Consider the following 18,317-nt stretch of genomic DNA (forward strand, 5'->3'; position numbering starts at 1 on the left):
CTTAGTGCACGTGACCGTGAGCGATTTCTTCTTCTGTAGCTTCCCGAACATCGACAATCTCTACATCGAAATTGAGGTGCACGCCCGCCAGCGGATGGTTGGCATCAACTGTCACCTGCTCAGCTTCAACCGCTTTGACAACAACGCGACGCGCATTGCCTGAGGGATCCTGGGCTTCAAATGCCATACCTGGCTCGATCTCTTCAACGCCCTGGAATGCTTCCAGCGGCACCTGCTGAATCAGCTCAGGCTGAAGTTCGCCATAGGCCTCAGCGGGCTCTACGCTCACTTGTGCTTTGGCGCCGGCAGTCTTGCCGACCAGTGCCTTCTCGAGGCCCGGAATAATATTGCTTGCACCCTGAAGATACGCCAGTGGTTCAGCGCCCTCGGAGCTATCCAGAACTTCACCCTCGTTATTTGTCAGGGTGTAGTGCATTGAGACGACCACATTGTCGCCGATCATCAGACTCATTTTATTAGTGTTCCTTAAACGACACGGGCGGCCCGAAGGCCGCCCGCTAAAGACAGGATCAGGAGATTACGGTGATCGCTTCTGCCTGAGGGCCTTTCTGGCCGGCTGTAACGGTGAACTCAACTTCCTGGCCCTCTGCGAGAGTCTTGAAGCCGGAACCCTGGATGGCGCTGAAGTGTGCAAACACATCGGGGCCGGATTCCTGTTCGATGAAACCAAAACCTTTAGTCTCGTTAAACCATTTAACTTTGCCAGTAACTCTGGACATGTCATATTCCTCTATTCATTTAGATATTTCCCATTTTGGGGCAGTACTTGAGGGAAAAACTATCTATGCACTACAGGAAGGAGGCTTAGCACGGCTAATCGCTAAATGCGATACACAAATAAAGAATCAAACAAGCTGGCGCGCATCATACAGGGATTTTTGGTGAATTAACATCCACTTATATGACATCAAATTGCAGATACGCGCCCGCGGTTATTCCTGCTCTGCCCTGGCGCGATCAACCTCCGCCGCGACGGCAGCGATGATTTCCGCTTCGACCAGCTCTCGGACAGGACCTGAGGTGCCTATTGAGTATGTATCAACGGCAACAAAACCCCCTATTCCACGCTCGATATCAATCCAGGTGGTATGACCGAACAAGCCAGGATCAGTGAACAAAGTAGGGGCTGAACCGTCTTCAGGCACGTCAATAAACCATCCCATACCGTACGGAGTCCCGAATTCACCTCCCCGATCCTCGCGCATAAACGCTGCCGCACCTGGTGCCAGTACCTGGCTATCGCCACAAAGCCCGTCGTTCAGATGCATCATCATCAGCTTGGCCACGTCATCGAGATTACTGATGGCGCCACCTTCGATATTGGGATTGTCTCTACCGATCAGGCTGTCCGGACTGCCGTCGAAGCTCTCGAAGTCACTCCAGGGGTTTCCGAACTCCATCACTTCCAGCTCACAAGGCTGAGCAATATACGCGTCGAATGCCTGCGCCCAGGTAGAATTGCTCACGATTTCAGCGACGGCGCCGGCCACCTGCCACTGGCTACCACCATAGTTATACTCAGTGCTGGGAGGGACGATGCCCGGAACTTCGGTGATGTAAATACGTTCAGCGCACTCTTGTAACGTCCCGGTCGGGAAGAACTGGCAAGCGAGATCCCAATAGGTCGCCGTGTCTGCCAGAATAGTCGTCAAGCCGGGCATGCCCGAGGTATTGCTCACTAATTGCTCGACCGTGCGATCGGCAAAAAGACCGTCCCAGGGCAGGTACGGGCCGATGGGCTCTGAGATACCAAAATCCAGGCCTTCGTCGCCGTCGAGTGCCATCAACAAACTTACCGCTGGCACCTTACTGCCGGACGCCAGCTGGGTGATGAGATCCTCTGTGTGATCTCCGAACGCGGCCCGATGAATCACACCCCATTCAGCGTCTACGAGAATATAAGATACTCCGTCAAAATCTGCCGCTTCATCAACAAATTGCTGCATCCGGTCATCGACAGCAGCAAAGTCATACGCCGGGGGAGCAGGTGGTGGCTCAGGGGCCGTATTATCTCGATCACTGGAATCGGAACAAGCGGTTGCAAGTATCAACAGCGGTGCCGCCATCAGGGCACGCAAGGATTGGGTCATCGGGTCTCTCCGTTTTTATTGTCGTCAGCGATATTCGAAGTACCGCGATAGTGTATATGCTTCGCTTGCGCAATTGGATCACCCAACTCTAGTCTAGGTCACATATTGGCGTCTACTGGCAAGAGCCCGATGAACCAATCTTCCAGTCGCTGGAATTCTGAATCAGCGGGAGACTGATGCAGCGTTTCGTTCAGGCCTCGCCACTGCAGGTGCCCGCTTTCATCAAGGGCCACCTGCCAGCTATTGGCCGGTTCGAAATCGATGGCTATCGCAGCGCGCAGTTCGCTGTTGAATGCCTCACTTTCGATCAACAGTCCCACTTCCGTGTTCAGCTCAAGTGACCGCGGATCCAGATTGCTACTGCCAATAAAAATGCGATCGAAGTCGAAAAGCATGAATTTCGCGTGCAGCCCCAGCTCTTTTTCCGCCACGGGCGAGCGCATGTAGAGCTGTCTGTCGCTGGCATCCACCCGGACTTCATATAGCTCGACGCCCTCTTGCAACAACTCGCGGATATATCCCGAATAGGCAGCGTGTGCCGCCAGGTGATTATTGGATCGCAGTGAATTGGTGAGAATGCGCACCCTCACCCCCCTGGCCCGGGCCTGTGCAATTGCGTCACTCAATTCCGCCGTCGGCACCAGATAAGCACTCACCAGCACCACATCTTTCTCGGCAGCGTTAATCAACTCGACCAATTGGCCCGCCAACTGCCGGGGAGCTTCTCGCGAGGGGTCTTCCAGCGCCGGAGAATCCGCTATCAAGGTAGCCTTGCCCGGCAACGCACCCGTCGCAGCCTCCCGCCAACGCTCACCTAATTCCGTGTCATCGGCTACCTGGACATCGCCAACGGCCGCTGCCAGTTTTTGCCTCAGCCGCACCAACGCCTCATCGCCCTCTTTAATGAACACTGTCGCTTCGACGGGCACTGACCAACCGCTGTTCCAGAAATCAGCAAAGTGCTGGCTGACGCTGGCGACCCCACTGCCCATGGCAAGAACTTCCATATCGCGAAAGTTATAATCGCGATGCAAGCCGAAGTACTCGTCCGCGAGGTTGCGCCCACCCACGATCACGGCCCAGCCATCGACGGTCAGAGTCTTGTTGTGCAGGCGATGATTTACCCGCAGAAAATCATCGAGATTAAAGACCATTCGACTGAGCATGCCGCCACTGCGATTGCCGTAGGGGTTATAGACACGCAACTGGATCCGGGGGTGATGTGCGATGCGGCTCAGCACCAGGTCCTGGTGGGGCGTGAATGAGTCGTCAAGCAAGACCCTGACTTGCACTCCGCGATCAGCCGCTGCCAACAAGTGTGCCAAAATTTTCTGGCCAGCCTCATCTTCCTTCCAAAGGAAGGTTTCCATATCGATCTGGTGGTGGGCGCTGTCGATCATTGCCAAACGCCAGGCGAGCGCCTCCTCACTGCCGTTGAGGAGATGAAACCAGTCGTGCCCACCTGCGGCATCGATGTGGCGCCAGAACTGATCGCTACTCGCGATCGCCGCAGGCTGTGCCAGGTGATCGTGGCGCTGCACTGGCGCACTGCAGGCGATCATCGCAAAAACAACGAAAGCTAACCCTAACTGCCTACACCAAAAATTCTGCATGGCCCCTCCCTCAGTCCCCCATTATTCTCACATTGAAGGAAGTCAGGCAACGCATCTTCACGAGCAGCATCTATACTGTTTCCATCCTTTCCACCTACAAGAGGTAACGCCCCATGGATATGATTGAACTTGGCGCCCAGATGCTGCAAGAAAAACTCGGTCTTGACGTAGACCCCGCCACACTCCAATCCGCCCTCTCCTCCCTGCTCGGCGATGGCCAGGGCAATATCGATATCGCCGCACTGACAAGCCAGTTTGCAGCCAGTGGAGGCCTGGGAGATGTTGTGAACTCCTGGCTCGGTGACGGCAGCAACTCGCCTATTTCTGCCGACACCATCGCGAATGTGCTTGGCAGTAACAAGATCAATGATTTTGCCAGCCAGGTGGGCACAGATGCAGGCTCTGCAGCAGGTGGGCTAGCCGATATGATTCCAGGCCTGGTTGACCAGGCCAGCAGTGGCGGTAATTTGCTGGAATCCGCCGGCGGCCTCCTCGGTGCGGCAAAGTCATTCTTCTGACCTCTGACTTCTGACCAAGAGTTAACAGCATGAAAAATTTTCTGGGGGCCATCAGCCTCTGGCTAGGTGCGATTGCGCCGATGACCCTGGCCGCACAGGACCCGCAACCGCATCCGGCACATCTACCAACCATTGAGGAGCTCACAATAGTCAGCGCTGGCAGCCGGATGCCAGGGCTTATCTATGTCGCCGACGGCCCAGGCCCCCACCCCACTGTGGTGATGCTGCACGGTATTCCCGGTAACGAGAAAAACCTGGATATTGCCCAGGAATTACGCAGACAAGGCTTCAATACTGTCTTCTTTCACTATCGCGGCGCCTGGGGCGCCGAGGGCGACTACTCTGTATTGACGCTGACTGATGACGCTGCCGCGGTTGTGGACTATCTGCGGGCACCGGCAAACGCAGGGCGACTCAGAATCGATACCCATAAAATCTCCCTCTTGGGCCACTCTCTCGGAGGCTATACAGCACTCGCTGCCGGGAATCGTATTGAGAGCCTGAGTTGTGTAGGCGCTATGGCGCCGGTCAATATGGGGTTGTGGCAGATGGGGCTCGCGGTGGAGGACAAGAATTCGCTGCGCCTGCTGGAATACGCCGACACGCTGTTTATGCTGAACAACTTCAACGGGGCTGCTCTACTCGCCCAACTGCGTGCAGGCTCCCTGCGCGAGCTGGACACTCGCGGCTTCGGCCCGGGACTGAAAGGCAAGTCGGTGTTGCTGGTGGTGGGTGAAGCTGACCCGGTGACGCCCGCTGCCACTATGACACTGCCCGTCGCCAAGGCTTACGAAGACGTACCCGGTCTAAAGGTAGAGGCACACGTCATCCCGGGCGACCACTCCTTTTCACAAAGCAGGCTTCAGCTGACCGGCCTGCTACTCGAGTGGCTGAACAGGGACTGCCGCTGACCGTACCGCCGGGCTCAGCTGGCGTATCCCAACCCGCGCAACGCTTCGGTGATTTCCTCGAGAATCGTGGGATCGTCGATGGTCGCCGGCATTTTCCAGGCCTCACCATCGGCGATATTACGCATGGTTCCCCGCAGAATTTTCCCTGACCGCGTCTTCGGCAAACGCTCTACCACCGCACACAGTTTAAACGCGGCCACAGGGCCAATTCGATCACGCACCAGTTGGACACACTCGGCTGCTATCTCAGCCACATCTCGGTCGACACCGGAATTAACCACAACCAGCCCCAGTGGCAGTTGGCCCTTCATCGCGTCCGCCACACCTACCACGGCACACTCGGCCACATCGGGATGCTCGGCCAGCACCTCCTCCATGGCGCCGGTGGACAAACGGTGCCCCGCCACATTGATCACGTCGTCAGTGCGCGCCATTACGAAAATATAGCCGTCGTCATCGATATATCCGGCATCTCCTGTTTCGTAATAGCCCGGATAGCGATTGAAGTAGGCGCTTTTGTAGCGATCTTCCGCATTCCACAAAGTGGTAAACGTACCGGGTGGCAACGGTGACTTGACTACCAGGGCGCCGATATCGCCCGCACCCACTTGCTCGCCATTCTCATCCAACACCTGCACGTCGTAACCTGGCACTGCGCGGGCAGGCGAACCCGGCACGATGGGTAGTTCTTCGATGCCCAGACAGTTGGAGCAGATCGGCCAGCCTGTCTCGGTCTGCCACCAGTGATCGATTACCGGCACGCCCAGTTGCTGCTGGGCCCACTCAAGCGTGCTCGGGTCACAGCGTTCTCCAGCAAGAAACAGCGACTGAAGACAGGAAAGATCATAACGTTTCAGGTATTCCCCGGTCGGGTCCTCCTTCTTGATCGCTCGAAACGCCGTGGGCGCCGTGAACATCACCTTCACTTTGTACTCGGAGATGACCCGCCAAAAAGCGCCAGGGTCAGGCGTACCGACGGGCTTGCCCTCGTAGATGACCGTCGTATTGCCATTGAAGAGCGGGCCGTAAACGATGTAGGAATGGCCCACCACCCAGCCTACGTCAGACGCGGCCCAGTAAACATCGCCAGGCTCAACGTTATATACGGCTTTCATGCTCCACTTGAGGGCCACAATGGAACCACCGGTATCGCGCACAACACCCTTGGGCTGGCCGGTAGTGCCTGATGTATAGAGAATATACAGGGGGTCGTTTGCCGCAACTGGCGTACAGGGCGCAGGTTCTGCAGAAGCCATCGCGTGCGCCCAGTCGAGGTCGCGACCGGAGACGAGATCAGCATCCTGCATCGGGCGTCGCAGGATCACACAGGCATCAGGTTTGTGTTCGGCCAGCTCAATAGCAGCATCAAGTAATGGCTTGTAGGGAACAATGCGCGCGGGCTCTACACCGCAGGTTGCAGACACGATCACCCTCGGAGCTGCATCGTCTATACGAACCGCCAGTTCATTGCTCGCGAAACCGCCGAAGACCACCGAGTGAACGGCACCCAGACGCGCGCATGCCAGCATGGCAATCAGCGCCTCTGGCACCATAGGCATATAGACAATCACACGATCGCCCTTGACCACGCCCTGCTCGGCGAGCACACCGGCGAACCGTGCAACCTCGTCCAGCAACTCTGCGTAAGTGTATTGGCGCTTGGTATCGGTGACCGGGCTGTCGTAAATCAGGGCCGCCTGATCACCACGCCCTTGCTCCACGTGCAGGTCTAGCGCGTTGTAGCAGGCGTTGGTTGTACCATCCGGAAACCAGCGATAGAACGGTGGCTTGGCGGCGTCCAGAACTTCACTGGGCGAGTCGTACCAATGGATGTTTGCGGCGGCTTCACGCCACAGATCCAGATTGTTCATATTCTCACTCCGGGTTGTCGGTCTATTGCCTCCAGCGTAGTCGCGATTGCTGCCTTATTACAATTCGACCAAAGTGGAAGCGGCTTACAGCAGCTTTCGTTCTAGCCACCGCCCCTGTCGCATCTATACTTTTTAGACTAGGAGGAATCGCTATGGCGTCTGTTCACGAATCCACCGAGATGTATCCGGTACACCGCGTACCAGCCACCCGGCCCTTCGTATGGCTGATGGAGGGTTGGGATTCACTCATCCACAGCTGGCAGGCAAGCCTCGCCCACGGCGGCATTATCGCGCTTTTAGGCAGCCTGATTCTGGCCTATGACCAACACCCCCTGTATATCGCAGCGGCAATTTGCGCCTTTCTGGTGGTGGGCCCGGTGGTCACCGCAGGTATCTGTGAATTGAGTCGCTGTCGCGACCACGGTGAGCCCTGCGACTTCGGCGGTTCTCTGGCGCCCCTCTCGCGCAATCGAGCGAGTTTGATTGTTTTTGCCGAGGCACTGGTATTCGTCGCGGTCGGTGGTTTCAGCCTCGCAGCGCTGTTTCTCTACAGCGGAACCGGGGCCATCGCGCCGTCTATTGAGGCGACCGTGTGGGGTGACGTGGTGAGCCAGCTTACGCCGTTGCAAGTAACCACCTACACAGCGACCTTTGCTGTACTCGCGACGGGAGTTTTTCTGCTTTCAGTGGTCAGCGTACCCATGATCATCGACCGCCATGTCGATGCCGGCGTTGCCATGCGGATGAGCCTGAAAGTGGCCACTCGCGACTTCCCGGCCATGATTATCTGGGCCGGGTTAATCATTGCATTGGTTGCTTTCGGCTTCGGTACACGGTTGGTGGGAATGATCTTTGTCGTACCGCTGCTGGGCCACGCCACCTGGTTCGCTTACCGCGAGATGGTCTCCGAGGCCTGAAACAAAAAAGCCCGCTCATTGAGCGGGCTATGCAATTAATTGCAGGTAGCTTTCACTGACTGCCGGTAACTACCTACCCTTTGAACTTCACCAGGAAATCAAACACCCGCGTGGCGAATTTCCCATAAGGCGGACGCAGAAGCTGCATGGCGGAAAAACCTGCCTGGTAGAAGATCGGACGCATCTTGGAGAACGTCTCGAAACCCTCACGCCCGTGATAGTGGCCCATGCCACTTGCGCCAACACCACCGAACGGAATATCGTGCTGCGCCACATGGAACAACGCATCGTTGACGGTCACCCCGCCAGACATCACTCGCTCGATATACATGTCCTGTAACTTGCGGTCATTCGTGAACGGGTAGAGCGCCAGCGGGCGATCCTTGCTGTTTACGTAATCCACGACTTCCTGATGGTCAGTGTAAGTCATCACCATAAGCAAAGGGCCAAAAGTCTCGCGGTTGCGGATCGTCATGTCCGGTGTTGTGTCCATGACCGCCGTCATCGGAAATTTACGTGTCTCAAAATTGGGCTGTTGGTCACCACACAGGTTAACGATGGTGGCACCTTTGTCGCGGGCATCTTCCAGGGTATCGGAGATACGCTGCATAGAGCGGTCATCGATCAGCGAGGTGTAGTCAGTGTGCTCAATATCGGGACAGTGCTTGGCAGCATAGGCCGTAGCGTGCGCCACGAACTCATCGCGCTGACTCTCGTGTACAAAGACATAGTCGACGTTGGTACAGATCTGGCCGGCATTGAACTGTTTCACGAACATGATCCGTCCGACCGCTTTCTCCAGATCGTAATTGGGGTCGATAACGGCCGGCGCCTTGCCACCCAGCTCCAGTACTACCGGTGTCAGGTTTTGCGCTGCTGACGCCATGACGGACTTACCGGTCTGGCCGGAACCCGTAAAGATAATCAGGTCGAAGGGTATCTTGGAAAATTCGATGCCCACACCGCCGGTTTCCTCAAAGAAGCGCAGCTTGTCTTCAGCAAAATATTTCGGCGACAACTCCATCAACAGGCGGGTCAGGTGGATGGAGTTCTCAGACATCTTCACCATGGCCCGGTTGCCCGCCGCAAACGCGGCTGCCAAAGGCATAAAACTCAGGTTGATAGGGAAGTTCCAGGGTACGATCATGCCCACTACACCCAAAGGCTGAGGTATCACGCGATTTTTGGCCCCAGGAAACATCTGGAAATCAACGTGTCGTTTTTGCACCTTCATCCACTTCTTCAGGTGTTTGATGACATCCTGAACACCGTCAGTCACTGAGATGATCTCAGCAAACTGGGTCTCGTGGCGGGAGCGATTACCGTAGTCCGCACTGATAGCGTCCATGATCGCATCGACGTTCTCGGATATCATCCGCTTCAGGTTCTTCAGATCCTGCTTGCGCTCGTCATAACTGGGATTGGGGGCATCCATGTAGTGCTTGCGCTGGAGCTCAAAATGATCGCTAAGGAGGGTGGCGGTGGGGTTATCGAGATTCTCTTGTGCGGCAGTCATGGTATCTCTCTGTTCTTCTGCTCAATAATTCGTCAGTTTAGCCCATTGGGGGCATTCCGGGCCACCCGGGTCAAAAAAAGGTAAGCCAACCATCGTCAGTGTGCGTATCAACCCTTAATCCAATCTGAAACACCACCAGGAAACACCGCCATGACAACTTTGCGCGAAACTATCCGCGTCAGCCGCCCCGCTGCAGAAGCCTTCAACTACATCGCTGATTTCACCACGACCCAGGAGTGGGACAGCACCGCGCGCCGGGCGAGCAAGCTCACCCAGGGCCCCATAGGGGTCGGCACATGCTTCCTGGTCAACTGCAAGCTGCCCGTGGGCGCGGTTGACTTGGAGTACACAGTGATCGAACACCGTCCTCCAGAGCGGATTGTGCTCAGGGGGCAGTGCTCGCTGTTTACCGTAGAAGACACTATTACCCTCGCCCCCGATGGGGCGAAGACCCGCATTGATTACGAGGCGAAGTTCGAATTTTCCCCTCTGCTCCGACGGACAATGTTCGCCATAGGCCCGGGCATGCGCAAGATGGGCAGGGAATCGCTAGAGGGCCTGCGGGCCGCGCTCGATGACGCGCAGCCGGCACCAAAGCCTGCCGAAAGTTCGGTATCCGGGCTGGCATCCATGGCGTCGGTAGCGCGCTTCTCCCGCCTTGGTTATCGTCGGGCTAGCCCCGGATTTGCGCCATTATCGGCTGACATCCGCGAGCGTCATATCCTCCTCACGGGAGCAACATCTGGTTTGGGCCTGGCTACCGCGCGAGACCTCGCGGCACGCGGTGCGCAATTAACGTTGGTGATACGCGACGCTGAGCGCGGGAAGCGACTACGAGACGAATTGATCGCCGACACTGGCAATCCTCATATCAGGATTGAGGTGGCTGACCTTGGCCTGCTCGCAGAAACGGAAGACCTCGCCAAACGCCTGCGCAAGCGTGGCGAACCGATCGATATATTGATCAACAATGCCGGCGCGCTATTCCCCGAGCACGCGCTGACCAGCGAAGGCTACGAGCGCAGTGTCGCCCTGCTGCTTCTCTCACCGTGGATCCTGACGCTCGGCATAAAGCCATTACTCGCAGGCCGCAGCGATTCCAGAGTGATCAATGTCGTCTCCGGAGGCATGTATACGCAACGCCTGAGCACACAACAGCTCGGCAGTACCTCTGATGAAGGCTACTCTGGCCCGGTGGCCTACGCTCAAGCCAAGCGTGCGTTAATGATTGTGACCCAGGCATGGGCCCGGGAGTGGGCTGACGAGGGCATCACCGTTAATGCGATGCACCCCGGCTGGGCAGACACCCCCGGGGTGCGTGATTCACTACCACGTTTCCATCGCCTCACCCGTGGCATTCTTCGCACTCCGGAAGAAGGCGCAGATACCATCATATGGCAAGCGGTGTCCCCGGAAGCGGGCGAAATCAGCGGACAACTACTGCTGGACAGACAGCCGCAGCCATTCTACCTGAGCGGAAAAACCGTCGAAGACGAGCTGGAGCGGCAGAGACTGGTACAGTTTCTCGAGCCGTTCCGTCCCGTCATCCGCAAAGCACGCAAACGGGCTGTAAAATGACCGCACCGGTCATCTACTGGCATCGTCAGGATTTGAGGCTGGACGACCTGCCGGGGCTGAGTGCAGCGAGCGCCGAAGGCGAGGTCATCCCCTGTTACATCCTGGACGATACCCCGTCAGACCCCTGGGGCCCGGGAACGGCCAGCCGCTGGTGGCTGCATCACAGCCTTGTGGCTCTGAGCGAGCAATTGAAGGAAAGGGGCGGCAAGCTTCTGGTCCTGCGCGGCAAACCCGAAAAGCTGTTGCCAAAGCTGGCCGCTGAAACCGGTGCCAGCGCTGTCTACTGCAGCGAATTACTCGAACCCGCGGCGCGTCAATTGCAGCAACATGTGGCCCGATCACTGGAACAGGCAGCATTAGTCCTGCGCGCCAGCCCAGGCACTACTCTGGTACACCCGGAGTATATGCGCCGACCCGATGGGAGCTTTTACAAAGTCTTCACGCCGTTCTGGCGAAAATTACGCCAGGGCGATATCGCTGCGCCAACTTCAACCGCCAGCACTCGCTTCTGGCGTGGCCCGCTGACATCCCTGCCCGCTTCAGAATGGGGCCTGCTTGAGGGATCTCGGGACTACAGCGCAGCTCTGGCCCACCCCTGGCAACCCGGTCAGCACGGCGCCCAACAGCGGATGGAGAGCTTTGTAGCGAGCCAGATTCACCACTATGACGCGCACCGCAACGCGCCGGCGAAAAATGCCTGCTCGAGACTGTCGCCGCATCTGCACTACGGCGAAATTTCTCCCCACAGGGTCTGGCACACGGCTATCGCGCAAGGGCCGGAAGCGGACGGATTCCTCTCTGAGGTCGCCTGGCGCGAATTCAACTATCACCAGCTCTACGCCAACCCCGACATGCCCGAGGTCGCTCTGCGGGCTCCTTTTCGCGATTTCCCGTGGCTGCCAAGGGAAGATTTATTCGAGGCCTGGAAGGCAGGGATGACCGGGTATCCGTTGGTGGATGCAGGCATGCGTGAGCTCGCCCAAACCGGCTTTATGCATAACCGGGTGCGCATGGTCGCCGCCTCATTTCTGTGCAAACACCTGTTGATTCCCTGGCAGTGGGGCGCGCGATGGTTCTGGGATCAACTGGTAGACGCCGACCTGGCAAGCAACAGTGGCGGCTGGCAGTGGGTAGCAGGTTGCGGGCTGGACGCAGCGCCCTACTTCCGGGTTTTCAACCCGATCATTCAGAGCGAGAAGTTCGACCCGCAGGGCGACTACCTGAAACAATGGCTACCCGAACTCTCGGCACTGCAGGGCAAAAGCGTGCACAAGCCCTGGCTTACTCCTCTCCTTGCGCCGGACTACCCCGCCCCCGTCGTCGATCACGCGGAGGCGCGTCAAGCCGCTCTCGCCGCCTGGGATACCATTCGCACTCAGTCGGCGTAGCGGTATCGGATCTCGACGTTCTGACCCTGCCCCTGGGCATCGGGAATATTGCTGAGGCCGGAAAACCTGACCAGTCTCCGGTCACTGTCATACGCCAACTCAATGTTGTCGGTCAGCATTGCGAGCCACCAGGCATCAAGGCTGACCGACAAACACGTTAGACCTTCCTCGCATGCGGCACCGGAATTGGTGACACGCATTCCCAACGGCTTGGATCTGCCGAGCACGAGAAACGGAAAGGCCACTTCGTCACCGGCGCTCAATGCGTCCCAGCTCTGGCGTATGAAATGATCAAACCCCGCGTCTACCACGACATCCGGTTTTAGCCCGGTCGGTGATGTTGTGGTTTTACCGCGGCGCAGATCGCGCATCGTTACCGTGGGCGCTGGCAACGCAGTGGAATAGTCGAGCGATTTGACGCCAATGGTTTCTCCACTGGCATCCACGTAAGTGATCTCGCACTGACTTTTGGTCTCATTGCAGGCATGCATTTCTCGATACAGTAACTCCTCGCCACCCAGAGCCCGTGCTTCACCAATAATGTCAGCTGCGCTGGATGCACCTGCAGTCCCGCTCACGAGTGCCAGGAGCAGCGCGTTAGTAAGCTGATTGCGCATCGGCACTCCCTGCGGCTGCACCGCGTTCCAGACGACCTGCGAGCACCAGCAACAGGGGGAATAATAAACCCCAACTCACCAGTAACACTGCAGTACTGACACCGGCTGAACCCAACTCCACATCACTCAGGCTTGCCCCCAGCCGATAGCTGCCGTAACCACCAAAACCTCCTACCAGCGCGGCCAGCCACAGGTGCTCGCGTAAACCGGCAAAGGCATGCATCAAGGTTGAGGCGAATGCGGGCCACAGCGCTGACAACCAGAGTGGTGCCGTTCCTGCAGCAACAACAAGAATGCCTGCCGCAAACATGAGCTGGTCGAGCAGGAAACCGCCCGCCGCCACCAGCGCCAACAGCATTAGCTCAGCCCTGCCCGGTTTGAAAATGGCAACATGCACCGCGAGATAGACGGAGGTAGCCACCCAGGACCACAGGTCATGCTGCAGCATCACGACCGCAAACCAGCACACGTTGAACAGGGTGCCGTTGAGCAGCTTCCGCGCCATCATCATCAAGCCCCGAACCGGTACCCAGGCTTGGCCATGGTGACCTGCACTGTGCTGATAATGCGTTCCCTGAAACCGCCTTCGCAATAGCAGAGATAAAACTCCCACATACGCTCAAACGTTTGGTCAAAGCCTTGCGCGGTCACCTCTTCTCGTGCGGCTGTAAAGCGCTCACGCCAATCGGCCAGCGTGCGAGCGTAATCGAGTGTGATATCGCGAAGATTGATGATCTGCAGATCGGTATCCTTGGCCAGATGCTTTGCAATCACTTCCACTGAAGGCAAGGCGCCACCGGGGAAAATGTAGCGTTTGATGAAGTCGACCGAGTCCCGCGCCTGACGGTAGCGCTGATCCTGAACAGTAATCGCCTGCATCGCAAAAAGACCGCCGGGCTTGAGCAGGTGGCTACAGCGGCTGAAATATTCGCTGTAGAACTGGTGCCCCACCGCTTCTACCATTTCTATTGAAACGAGTTTGTCGTAGGTTCCTTCCAATTCCCGATAGTCTTTACACAAGACCTCTACACGGTCTTCCAGGCCCAGTTCTTTAACCCGCGCCTGCGCATACTCGTGCTGCTCGCGGGAGATAGTAGTTGTAGTGACCCGACAACCGTAGTGGGTGGCCGCGTGGATGGCCATGCCGCCCCAGCCAGTACCAATTTCCAGCAGATGATCATCGGCTGTTAGCTCCAGTTGCTTACACAGCAGGTCGAGCTTGTGGACTGAAGCCTCCTCCAGTGTGCTGTCAGCTGCTGGATAGACGCCCGACGAATACATCATGGTCGGGTCTAAAAACAGGCTGAAGAAGTCGTTACCCAGGTCGTAATGCGCTGAGATATTGCGCGCCGAGCCAGACTTACTGTTGGCGTTGCCCAGATGCATCAATTTCAGCAGCACCTTCTTGCTCCAGGAAGCACTGGTGTTGATCGCCTGCATTGCCTGCAGATTGGCACTGAACAGACGAATAACAGCGACGAGGTCTGGCGTCGTCCACAAGCCCTGCATATAAGCCTCACCTGAGCCGACAATGCCTGAGCGCAGGAGACTGGCATAGGCCTCGTCAGAATGGATATGCACCACCGCCTCCGGCTGCCCGCCCGGTCCGAATTCCTGACGGCTGGTGCCTTCTACAATCGTCAGGGACCCTGTGCTGACCCTGGACAACATGCGCATCACAATGCGGCGGGAAAAGCCCCCTCCGCGCCAATGCTCACGCAGTGTGGGCAGGCGGACGAGACGAACACTGGGATTACTCATAAAATATTCTCGCTCTTGGAGTTGTGTGGGTGGGGAACAAAAGGAACACCTTTAGACCAGAGGCGCAGCGCCTGCCAGTAGATACCGAGGGCAACGCGCGCAGTCATGAACGGGTACAGCAACAAGTGCCGGGTGAAGTTCGCTGCACTGGCGGGCTGTCGCTCCAGGTGAAGCGTGGCATCAAATTCCTTGCTGCCCCTGCGCAAATTAGCCAGGTGTAAGACCAGCTTTTCATCCGGGACGTTACAGCGCCAGCGGTAGCGCATATCCATCGGCATAAAGGGAGAGACATGCATAGCCTTGTCGAACTCGGTTTCCTGCCAGCCGGGGCGGCCGCCGGCCGCCAAGACATAGATGTGGCTCTGATTCCAGGGCGTATTGGTGACTTCCAGTACCGTGTAGCGCAGCTCATCGGTCTCGTCATAGCAGTAGTAGCAGGTGATCGGGTTAATCAGATAGCCAAAATAGCGCAGATTGGCGAGCATACACACTCTGCCAGTAAAGGGCTCTCCGCTGAAATTCTCCACCTCCGCCAGCACCGCCTCCTTGAGGGGTACCTGGGGGTCGCCAAGAAAATCCTCGCGGCGGAACCTGGCCAGCGCGGGCGATGTTGCTGACCATCCTGGCGCACGGCCCAACAACTGGGGCAATTCATCGAGATCGAGGAAAGGCATGAAGACGCGATAGCGAAAGCTGTGTCCCTTGCCCGTCAATCGGCGATGCTGCACCCAACCCGTGTAGAGGGCACTGTTCACGCAACGCTGCCAAGGCTGGTAATGACGCTGGCACGGCTATTCAATTTTTCGGCTACCCGCTTGGCAGAGAATACGCCATCTTCGTGAAAACCGTTGCGCCAATAAGCACCACAAAACCACGTGGCGCCGCCGTTGATCTCACCCCAACGTTCCTGTGCGGCCATCCCCTCCACGGTGAAGACCGGGTGGTCATAGCTGAACCTGCCAAGAATCTTGTGGGGGTTGATCGCCTCACTGTCGTTAAGCGTGACGCAGAAAGTCTCCGGCGCTTCGATACCTTGCAGCAAATTCATATTGTAAGTGAGCGTAGCCCGCTCACGACCCGGTTTGCGTTGATAATTCCAGCACGACCAGGTGAGGCGATTGGTGGGCAGCAAAGTGGTATCTGTGTGCAACACCACATCGTTGCTCTGGTAAGGAATCGCTCCAAGTACGGCAACTTCGTCTTCGCTCGGGTCGGCCAGTAACTTCAGGGCCTGGTCGCTGTGGCACGCAAAAACCACCGCGTCGAAATTTTCCCGCTTGCCGTTCTGGAATAGAATTTCTGCTCCGCCAGCACTGCGCTTGACGCCAGAGATATTCACATTGGTGCGCACACGGTCGAGAAACGGATCCACGAGGGGCTTGAGATACTCTCTGGAGCCGCCTTCTACCACCCGCCACTGGGGCCGGTTGCGGACACTCAAAAGCCCGTGGTTAGCGAAGAAACGAATGAAGAATTCCAGCGGGAAATCGAGCATTACCTGTACATCGGCGGACCAGATAGCGGACCCCATGGGCACAAGGTAATAGTCGCGGAAGGTATCGCTGTAGCTGTTGTGTGCAAGATACTGGCCCAGCGTCATGCCGGGAGCCAGCTTCCCACTCTCGAGATCGGCGACCGACTCCCGGTTGAAACGCAGGATATCTCGCACCATTCTCAGGAAACGCGGTGACACCAGGTTCCGGCGCTGGGCGAACAGGCTGTTGAGGCCGGAACCGGCATACTCCAGGCCGCTGGCGCGGTCAGACAGGCTGAAACTCATGCGGGTGGGCTTGTTACTCACCCCCAGCTCGTCCAGCAGCGCGATAAAGTTAGGGTAGGTCCAATCGTTATAGACAATGAACCCCGTATCGATCGCATAGCGCCGACCGCCAAGTGCGACATCGACCGTCGCCGTGTGGCCGCCGATGCGCTTGTCTCGCTCCAACACGTGCACTTCGTGATCCCTGTTAAGGTAATGCGCACATGCCAGCCCGGAGATACCTGACCCTATCACTGCAATTTTCATAAGCTCCCTGCTTATATGGTTACACGTTCATGGCTAATTACGCCAATTCAGGGCCCGCGGATCAATCTAGCCAACAAATGGACAATCGGGGTGATCCACCCCCAAAGAACACGCGTAACAATGCTCAAAGGTGCTAGACTTTGGAAGAATAACAGTGACTTACACGGGAGCTCAGCCTCATATGGCAGGTAGCATCGGGATAGATTCCACCGGTCGCAGAGACGACGAGTGGAGCCAATGTCTGCAATTAGTTGCAGACAACCAGGACCGCGAGGCATTTTCACGCCTCTTCGGACACTTTGCTCCTCTCATCAAGGCCTTCGCGATCAACGGGTCCGCTATGGCGGCAGCCCACGCTGAGGAGCTTGTGCAAGAGGTCATGATCAAGGTCTGGCAGAAGGCCGCGGCCTTCAACCCGCACAAGGCGGCCGCAAGCACCTGGATTTACACAATAGCGCGGAACTGTAGAACCGACATGTACCGCCGCCTGCAGAAGTTTGACACGCCTTTGAGCGCGGAAGACATCTGGCCCGATCACGAGGGCGATAACGAAGAACTCTTCACCGCGGTGCAGCAAAAACGCGATGAAGTGAAGGTGAGGGAAATGCTCCAGCAATTGCCACACGAGCAGGCACTGATCCTGAACAAGGTATATATGGAAGGCAAATCTCATAGCGAGGTCGCAGAGGAACTTGATCTGCCACTGGGGACAGTGAAGTCCCGAGTTCGACTCGCAATGAAAAAATTACAACTGACAGCAGAAAGACACTGATATGGCTAAGCATCATCCAGACGCACGACTACTAAACGAGTATGCCTCCGGCACCCTCCCGTTGGCCCAGTCGGCATGCATATCCCTTCACCTGAACTACTGCGAGCAGTGCAAACGCACGCAGCAGCGGCTCCAGCAGATGGGTGCAGCCCTGTTCGAAGATCTCTCTCCTCAACAGGTCGATGACTCTTTGCTGAACACGGTGATGGCTCGCCTGGACCAGGAACCAGAGCCCCTGCGCTATGCGCCACCGGCGGACACCGAGGACGGCTACCCGTCCCTGGTCCAGCGGCTGATGCAGCGTGACTATGAGGACCTGGAGTGGCAACGTATCAACTCCAACCTTCGGATCAGTCGCCTGCGCACCGGGGACGTCGATAATGAGTTTGCCCTCTACCATATCAAGGCCGGTGGCACGATTCCGCTGCACACGCACAAGGGCAATGAGCTGACCCTGGTATTGGAAGGCGGCTTTTCCGACGACGAAGGTCACTACACCCAGGGCGACTTCCTCTTCCGTGACGCATCCCAGCAGCACAGCCCAACAGCTGACCAGGACGGCGACTGCATTTGCATCGGCGTATTGGATGCACCGATCAAGTTCACCGAGTGGAAATATCGCGCTCTCAACCCGTTCCTGAAGCTGCGCGCTGAGTAACGGTTCACACTTTCACACGAGGCTCCCGGTTGGTCACTCTCCGGGGGCCTTTTTTTTGAT

At 57.2% G+C, this 18,317-nt stretch carries 18 protein-coding genes; 7 read left to right on the forward strand and 11 right to left on the reverse strand.

From position 1 onward, the window contains the following. Nucleotide 1 precedes the first annotated feature (1 nt). The 4 genes from EY643_RS12070 to EY643_RS12085 all read right to left on the reverse strand — a co-directional run bounded on the left by EY643_RS12070 (nt 2) and on the right by EY643_RS12085 (nt 3,724). A complete protein-coding gene (locus EY643_RS12070) occupies nt 2–472 on the reverse strand; it encodes an FKBP-type peptidyl-prolyl cis-trans isomerase (RefSeq protein ID WP_205743053.1) in 471 nt (156 codons plus the stop codon). Between the two features lie 58 nt (nt 473–530). After that, nucleotides 531–740 (reverse strand): cold-shock protein, encoded by a 210-nt coding sequence (locus EY643_RS12075; protein ID WP_153239478.1) that lies wholly within the window; start codon nt 738–740, stop codon nt 531–533. A gap of 213 nt (nt 741–953) precedes the next feature. After that, nucleotides 954–2,111 carry a serine hydrolase domain-containing protein gene (locus EY643_RS12080; protein ID WP_153239479.1) on the reverse strand — a complete coding sequence of 386 codons (1,158 nt, stop codon included), beginning with the start codon at nt 2,109–2,111 and terminating at the stop codon, nt 954–956. A gap of 98 nt (nt 2,112–2,209) precedes the next feature. Further along, nucleotides 2,210–3,724: a phospholipase D-like domain-containing protein gene (locus EY643_RS12085; RefSeq protein ID WP_153239480.1), complete on the reverse strand. Its 1,515-nt coding sequence runs from the start codon at nt 3,722–3,724 to the stop codon at nt 2,210–2,212. Nucleotides 3,725–3,837: 113 nt separating this feature from the next. On the opposite strand from EY643_RS12085, the gene EY643_RS12090 reads away from it, so the two are divergent. Further along, nucleotides 3,838–4,242: a YidB family protein gene (locus EY643_RS12090; RefSeq protein ID WP_153239481.1), complete on the forward strand. Its 405-nt coding sequence runs from the start codon at nt 3,838–3,840 to the stop codon at nt 4,240–4,242. Between the two features lie 29 nt (nt 4,243–4,271). Next, nucleotides 4,272–5,153 carry an alpha/beta hydrolase family protein gene (locus tag EY643_RS12095; RefSeq protein WP_153239482.1) on the forward strand — a complete coding sequence of 294 codons (882 nt, stop codon included), beginning with the start codon at nt 4,272–4,274 and terminating at the stop codon, nt 5,151–5,153. A gap of 14 nt (nt 5,154–5,167) precedes the next feature. On the opposite strand, the gene EY643_RS12100 is transcribed toward EY643_RS12095, so the two are convergent. Then, complete coding sequence (locus EY643_RS12100; RefSeq protein WP_153239483.1) at nt 5,168–7,024, reverse strand: propionyl-CoA synthetase; 1,857 nt, start codon at nt 7,022–7,024, stop codon at nt 5,168–5,170. A gap of 152 nt (nt 7,025–7,176) precedes the next feature. Between EY643_RS12100 and EY643_RS12105 the strand changes: the two genes are divergently transcribed. Further along, nucleotides 7,177–7,941 carry a DUF2189 domain-containing protein gene (locus tag EY643_RS12105; protein WP_153239484.1) on the forward strand — a complete coding sequence of 255 codons (765 nt, stop codon included), beginning with the start codon at nt 7,177–7,179 and terminating at the stop codon, nt 7,939–7,941. A 73-nt stretch (nt 7,942–8,014) separates the two neighbouring features. Here EY643_RS12105 and EY643_RS12110 read toward each other — a convergent pair whose 3' ends face one another. Continuing rightward, nucleotides 8,015–9,457 (reverse strand): coniferyl aldehyde dehydrogenase, encoded by a 1,443-nt coding sequence (locus EY643_RS12110; protein ID WP_153239485.1) that lies wholly within the window; start codon nt 9,455–9,457, stop codon nt 8,015–8,017. Between the two features lie 150 nt (nt 9,458–9,607). On the opposite strand from EY643_RS12110, the gene EY643_RS12115 reads away from it, so the two are divergent. Both EY643_RS12115 and EY643_RS12120 read left to right on the forward strand, forming a co-directional pair. Continuing rightward, nucleotides 9,608–11,035 carry an SDR family NAD(P)-dependent oxidoreductase gene (locus EY643_RS12115; RefSeq protein WP_153239486.1) on the forward strand — a complete coding sequence of 476 codons (1,428 nt, stop codon included), beginning with the start codon at nt 9,608–9,610 and terminating at the stop codon, nt 11,033–11,035. Beyond that, nucleotides 11,032–12,423 (forward strand): cryptochrome/photolyase family protein, encoded by a 1,392-nt coding sequence (locus tag EY643_RS12120; protein ID WP_153239487.1) that lies wholly within the window; start codon nt 11,032–11,034, stop codon nt 12,421–12,423. The genes EY643_RS12115 and EY643_RS12120 overlap by 4 nt, the downstream gene beginning before the upstream one ends. Here EY643_RS12120 and EY643_RS12125 read toward each other — a convergent pair. The 5 genes from EY643_RS12125 to EY643_RS12145 are packed head-to-tail and all read right to left on the reverse strand — an operon-like array spanning nt 12,411 to nt 16,827. Further along, nucleotides 12,411–13,040, reverse strand: coding sequence for a hypothetical protein (locus tag EY643_RS12125; protein ID WP_153239488.1), 630 nt, complete (start codon nt 13,038–13,040; stop codon nt 12,411–12,413). The genes EY643_RS12120 and EY643_RS12125 overlap by 13 nt on opposite strands. Then, on the reverse strand, nt 13,021–13,548 hold the full coding sequence (locus EY643_RS12130) for a DUF2878 domain-containing protein (RefSeq protein ID WP_205743054.1): 528 nt from the start codon (nt 13,546–13,548) through the stop codon (nt 13,021–13,023). The genes EY643_RS12125 and EY643_RS12130 overlap by 20 nt, the downstream gene beginning before the upstream one ends. A gap of 2 nt (nt 13,549–13,550) precedes the next feature. Further along, nucleotides 13,551–14,801: an SAM-dependent methyltransferase gene (locus EY643_RS12135; protein ID WP_153239490.1), complete on the reverse strand. Its 1,251-nt coding sequence runs from the start codon at nt 14,799–14,801 to the stop codon at nt 13,551–13,553. After that, nucleotides 14,798–15,556, reverse strand: a complete 759-nt coding sequence (locus tag EY643_RS12140; RefSeq protein ID WP_153239491.1) for a DUF1365 domain-containing protein — start codon at nt 15,554–15,556, stop codon at nt 14,798–14,800. The genes EY643_RS12135 and EY643_RS12140 overlap by 4 nt, the downstream gene beginning before the upstream one ends. After that, nucleotides 15,553–16,827, reverse strand: coding sequence for an NAD(P)/FAD-dependent oxidoreductase (locus tag EY643_RS12145; RefSeq protein WP_153239492.1), 1,275 nt, complete (start codon nt 16,825–16,827; stop codon nt 15,553–15,555). The genes EY643_RS12140 and EY643_RS12145 overlap by 4 nt, the downstream gene beginning before the upstream one ends. 181 nt (nt 16,828–17,008) lie before the next feature. Here EY643_RS12145 and EY643_RS12150 point away from each other — a divergent pair, with 181 nt between their 5' ends. Together EY643_RS12150 and EY643_RS12155 are read left to right on the forward strand one after the other, a co-directional pair. Further along, nucleotides 17,009–17,599 carry a sigma-70 family RNA polymerase sigma factor gene (locus EY643_RS12150; protein WP_153239493.1) on the forward strand — a complete coding sequence of 197 codons (591 nt, stop codon included), beginning with the start codon at nt 17,009–17,011 and terminating at the stop codon, nt 17,597–17,599. Between the two features lies 1 nt (nt 17,600). Then, entirely contained in the window at nt 17,601–18,257 is a 657-nt protein-coding gene (locus EY643_RS12155; RefSeq protein WP_153239494.1) for a ChrR family anti-sigma-E factor, read from the forward strand. The last annotated feature ends 60 nt before the right edge of the window (nt 18,258–18,317 follow it).

It is taken from the genome of Halioglobus maricola, assembly GCF_009388985.1.
Taxonomy (GTDB): domain Bacteria; phylum Pseudomonadota; class Gammaproteobacteria; order Pseudomonadales; family Halieaceae; genus Halioglobus; species Halioglobus maricola.